This is a genomic window from Streptomyces sp. NPDC030840 (genome assembly GCF_055572015.1).
Map to the genome: position 1 here is coordinate 1 of NZ_JBVIEE010000047.1, position 3,622 is coordinate 3,622.

The 3,622-nt window shown below is 70.0% G+C and carries 4 protein-coding genes; 1 reads left to right on the forward strand and 3 read right to left on the reverse strand.

Annotated features, from left to right (window positions below):
* Positions 1-403: 403 nt before the first annotated feature.
* Complete coding sequence (locus ACZ49J_RS45330; RefSeq protein WP_467457737.1) at positions 404-1,411, reverse strand: stage II sporulation protein M; 1,008 nt, start codon at positions 1,409-1,411, stop codon at positions 404-406.
* Positions 1,412-1,529: 118 nt separating this feature from the next.
* On the opposite strand from ACZ49J_RS45330, the gene ACZ49J_RS45335 reads away from it, so the two are divergent.
* Positions 1,530-2,555 (forward strand): RDD family protein, encoded by a 1,026-nt coding sequence (locus tag ACZ49J_RS45335; protein ID WP_467457736.1) that lies wholly within the window; start codon positions 1,530-1,532, stop codon positions 2,553-2,555.
* A gap of 41 nt (positions 2,556-2,596) precedes the next feature.
* Here the strand turns inward: ACZ49J_RS45335 and ACZ49J_RS45340 are convergent, their stop codons facing one another.
* Positions 2,597-3,211, reverse strand: a complete 615-nt coding sequence (locus tag ACZ49J_RS45340) for a hypothetical protein (protein ID WP_467457735.1) — start codon at positions 3,209-3,211, stop codon at positions 2,597-2,599.
* Positions 3,212-3,391: 180 nt separating this feature from the next.
* The coding region (locus ACZ49J_RS45345; RefSeq protein ID WP_467456712.1) for an adenosylhomocysteinase at positions 3,392-3,622 on the reverse strand (231 nt) is incomplete at its 5' end.

The following is a 3,622-nucleotide window of genomic DNA, read 5'->3' on the forward strand; positions in this document are numbered from 1 at the left end:
AAGGAACGGACGCTTCCTTCGTACTCACCCGAGAGACTCTCTCGCGGCTTTCCTCCGGGCGCTTCCCTTCGGTGTTTCCGACTCTATCAGATCTTTTTCCGATCTGATTTCCTCGGCGCTTTCCAGATCATGCGCTTTCGCGCTTCCCTTTCCGGCGGTTCCGACTTTATCAGAAGCTTTGGGCCGGACTGACCGGCATCCATTTCTGAATCATCGGGAGGGGCTTCGTCGAAGTCGATGTGTCGACGTTTCGAGAAGCAGACAGACACTCACTGTTGCCGCCGGGGAGGCTTCCCCTCTAGGCAACTGTTCGAATCTACCTCCCCGCGAGGTCCGTGTCAACGGCTCTTGCGGAGCGATGTCGAGGTTAACAGCTCGCCGGGGTTGCGTGCACATCGGCTCTTCAGGCGGCCGTAGGGACCGCGGCGCTCCGCTCGGGTTCGGCGAGGTCACCCGTGTCTCCGGCCCTGGCCGCGCGGCCGCCCAGGACGTAGACGTAGGCGAGGAAGGCCAGTTCCGCGGCGATCCCGATGCCGATGCGGGCCCAGGTGGGGAGGCCGGAAGGGGTGACGAAGCCTTCGATGGCGCCGGACACGAAAAGGACGAGAGCCAGGCCTATCGCCATGCCCAGGGCTGCGCGGCCCTCCTCGGCCAGCGCTGCGCGGCGGGTCCGGGGGCCCGGGTCGATGAGGGTCCAGCCGAGACGCAGGCCCGTGCCGGCGGCCACGAAGACGGCGGTCAGCTCCAGCAGGCCGTGCGGGAGGATGAGGCCGAGGAAGACGTCGAGACGGCCGGCTGACGACATCAGGCCTATGCCGACGCCCAGGTTGAGCATGTTCAGGAAGAGGATCCAGAGCACCGGCAGGCCGAGGAAGATGCCCAGGACGAGGCACATGGCTGCCGCCTGGGCGTTGTTCGTCCACACCTGGGCCGCGAAGGACGTGGCGGGATGGCTGGAGTAGTACGTCTCGTACTCGCCTCCGGGACGGGTGAGCTCACGCAGTTGGTCCGGGGCAGCGATCGAGGACTGGACCTCAGGGTGTGTTCCGATCCACCACCCCAGGAGGGCCGCTACGACGGTGGAGAGGAGCGCCGTGGGCACCCACCAGTGGCGGGAGCGGTAGACCGCCGCGGGGAACCCGCGGGCCAGGAAGCGGGTCACATCCCGCCAGGATGCGCGCCGGGTGCCTGTCACCGCACTGCGCGCGCGTGCCACGAGCTGGCTGAGACGCCCGGTGAGCTGGGGCTCCGGGGCGCTGGACTGGATCACCGAGAGGTGGGTGGCGGTGCGCTGGTAGAGGGAGACGAGTTCGTCGACCTCGGTTCCGCTGAGGCGTCGCTGGTTGCGGAGCAGTGCGTCGAGGCGGTCCCACTCGGCGCGGTGGGCGGACACGAAGACGTCGAGGTCCATCCGATTTACTGCTCCTCGTCCTGTCGTACTGCGTGTCGGCTTGTCGTACTGCGGCGCGATGTGCCCTCAGCTTGGCAGACTGGCGGTTCTCGGGGCAGGTCAGGGGAGGAATGGGCGCATGAGTGAGCTAGTGACGGGCGAGGCGGTGGCGCTGGAGCTGCGCCCCGCGAAGCTGCCGAGCCGGGCGCTGGCCGTGTTGCTCGACCTGATCGTCGCCTTCGTCGGCTACTTCGCCGTGACCATGGCGCTGGTCGTTTCGACCGCGAGTCTGGACGAGGCGGCGCAGACGGCGATATCGATCGCGGCTTTCCTGCTGGTGCTGGTGGGCGGGCCGATCGCCGTGGAGACCCTCAGCCATGGGCGTTCTCTGGGGAAGCTGGCGTGCGGGCTGCGGGTGGTGCGGGACGACGGTGGGCCGATCCGGTTCCGGCACGCGTTGGTGCGTGGGGCGGTCGGTGTGGTCGAGATTCTGATGACGCTGGGGGTTGTCGCGTGCATCGCGTCGCTGGTGTCGGCGCGCGGGCGACGGCTCGGTGACGTGTTCGCGGGAACGCTGGTCGTACGGGAGAGGGTGCCGGCCGGGCGGGCGTCGTTCATGCCTCCACCGCCGCACTGGCTGGCGGGGCGGTTCTCCGAGCTTGATCTCTCCGCGGTTCCGGACGGGTTGTGGCTGGCCGTTCGCCAGTACCTGACGCGGATGCGGCAGCTTGATCCCCAGGTCGGGCAGGCGATGGCGGAACGGCTCGCCTCCGATCTCGTTGCCGTTACGGGGTCTCCGGCGCCGCCGGGTGTTCCCGCGGCCGCCTATCTCGCGGCCGTGGTGCAGGAACGGCAGGTGCGGGAGGCCCAGCGGGCGTTCGGGGGCGGCGCACCTGTCGGCATGGGCCCCTACGGCCCCGTGCCGGGGCCGCCTGCCGGAGTGCCCGCGTGGGGCGGGCCGGGCGGTGCCCCGCACGGGCAGGGACCGGCGGTGTCCCAACCGGCCGGGCAACCGCCGGCTCACCCGTTCGCAGGCGGGCCCCCGACCGCGCTCCCGGACGCGGTGCCGCCGTCACCGGCACAGCCCGCTCAGCCGTCGCCGTCCCAGGACGCCGCGAGCGGGCAGTCCGACCGTCCGGCCACCGGGTTCGCGCCGCCCGCGTGAGGTGCGGCGGCCCGGAGCCGGACTGAGTGCGCCCTCCCGCGTCAGCTGAACACCGACGGCGGTGATTCGAGGTGCTCCAACTCGATGCCGGGTGCTGCCAGGACCACGTCGCCGGCGATGTGGACGGTGTGCCGTTCCCCGGTGTCCAGGGCTGTGACCTGGTATTCGTCCACGGTCAGGGGGTCGTTGTCAGTGGCGTGTGCTTCTCTTGCGATCAAGGCCCAGGACTGGTCGACGGTGCGCGGGGCGAGGACCGGGTCCGTGAAGGCTACGAGGCGTACGCGGGTCGCGGACGCGGAGGGGGTGAGGCGCAGGAGACGAGTGGTGGCGACGAGGAACGCGGGGGATGTGCCGGTGAAGGCGTGGGCGCGGACATTGCCTTCGGTGGCATGGGCGCCGGTGGGGTCGGTGCGGACCCAGGTGACGCCTTCGAGTGCGGCGCCGCGGACCTGCCAGCTCGCGGCGTGGAGTTCGAGGCGGAGAGGGCGGCCGAGTTCGTCGAGGGTGAGGTCGACGGAGCCGGCGTGGTCGCCGGACGGGGTGGTGACTTGGGAGACATAACGCCAGCCGGAGGGGCCGGGCGCGCATTGGAAGTGTTCTTCCGCGAGGAGGGAGTGGTCGTGCGGATCGTGGATCGAATAGCGGCCGCGGGGCATGGGGGTCCTGGAGCTTGACGGGCTGCTGGTCCGGGCGTCCTGGCGGCGCCGGCCCGGTGAAGGGGCGGGCCCCCGGCACGGGGGTGCGGGGGCCTGCCTTGGACCTGCTGCTCTCGGTGAGCGTGTCAGTGCACGGACACGCTCACCAGCAGCGGCGACGCGTTGGCCGAACTCGTCCGGTCAGTAGCGGTAGTGGTCGGGCTTGTACGGGCCCTCGACCTCGACCCCGATGTACGCGGCCTGCTCCGGGCGCAGCGTCGTGAGTTTCACGCCGAGTGCGTCGAGGTGGAGGCGGGCGACCTTCTCGTCGAGGTGCTTGGGCAGCGTGTACACGCCGGTCGGGTACTCGGACTGCTTGGTGAACAGCTCGATCTGGGCCAGGGTCTGGTCCGCGAAGGAGTTCGACATCAC

Excerpts from the sequence above, each read along its gene's own strand:
- ACZ49J_RS45330 (WP_467457737.1), bottom strand. The coding sequence starts at position 1,411 with ATGGACCTCGACGTCTTCGTGTCCGCCCACCGCGCCGAGTGGGACCGC.
- ACZ49J_RS45340 (WP_467457735.1), bottom strand. The coding sequence starts at position 3,211 with ATGCCCCGCGGCCGCTATTCGATCCACGATCCGCACGACCACTCCCTC.
- ACZ49J_RS45335 (WP_467457736.1), top strand. The coding sequence starts at position 1,530 with ATGAGTGAGCTAGTGACGGGCGAGGCGGTGGCGCTGGAGCTGCGCCCC.